The 1,087-nt window shown below is 71.5% G+C and carries 1 pseudogene; it reads left to right on the forward strand.

Features of this window, described 5'->3' with window-relative positions:
• Nucleotides 1–29: 29 nt before the first annotated feature.
• Nucleotides 30–1,087: pseudogene (locus LADH09A_RS03615) on the forward strand (acyl carrier protein); the annotation flags it as partial.

The raw sequence follows: 1,087 nt of genomic DNA on the forward strand, positions 1-1,087 counted from the left end.
ACGGTGACTGAGGGGCTGGCATCACCGCCCGCCCGCTCAGCGAGTTCGGATTCGGCTCTCCCGCCGCCGTCGAGCTGCGCAACGTGTAGAAAGCCGCGACCGGGCTGCGGCTGGCCGCCACCCTGGTCTTCGACTACCCGACCCCAGTGGCCCTGGCCGAGCACCTGAACACCGCGCTCGGCGGCGCCGAGGAGAGCCCCACCGCCGGTGTGACCAGGGCGGTCACGGCCGACGAACCGATCGCCATCGTCGGCATGGCCTGCCGCTACCCGGGCGGTGTGACCACGCCGGAGGACCTGTGGCGGCTGGTGGACGCCGGCGGTGACGCGATCGGGGAGTTCCCCCCTGACCGGGGCTGGGATGTAGGGGTGTTGTTCGATCCCGATCCTGACAATCCTGGGACCACGTACACCAAGGAGGGCGGTTTCCTCTACGACGCGGGCGACTTCGACGCGGGATTCTTCGGGATCTCGCCACGGGAGGCTCTCGCCATGGATCCGCAGCAGCGGCTGCTGTTGGAAACCTCCTGGGAGGCGTTCGAGCGGGCCGGGATCGACCCGGCGGTCGTACGGGGAGCGCAGGTGGGTGTGTTCGCTGGGGTGATGTACCACGACTACGTCAGCCGTCTCGGGGCGGCTGACGGAGTCGAGGGTCTGCTGGGTGTCGGCAACGCCGGCAGTGTCGTCTCCGGCCGGGTGGCGTACACCTTCGGCCTGGAGGGCCCGGCGGTCACCGTGGACACCGCGTGCTCGTCCTCCCTCGTCGCACTGCACCTCGCGGTGCGGGCGCTGCGCAACGGCGAGTGCGTCATGGCGCTGGCCGGCGGCGTGACCGTGATGGCCACCCCCGGTACGTTCGTCGACTTCTCCCGGCAGCGGGGCCTGGCGCCCGACGGCCGGTGCAAGTCCTTCTCCGACGACGCCGACGGGACCGGCTGGGCCGAGGGCGCCGGTGTGCTCCTGGTGGAGCGGCTCTCCGACGCAGTGCGCAACGGTCACCGGGTGCTCGCCGTGGTGCGGGGAACCGCGGTCAACCAGGACGGCGCGTCGAACGGGCTGACCGCCCCGAACGGGCCGTCGCAGCAACG

It is taken from the genome of Micromonospora cabrerizensis (genome assembly GCF_022230955.1).
Taxonomy (GTDB): domain Bacteria; phylum Actinomycetota; class Actinomycetes; order Mycobacteriales; family Micromonosporaceae; genus Micromonospora; species Micromonospora cabrerizensis.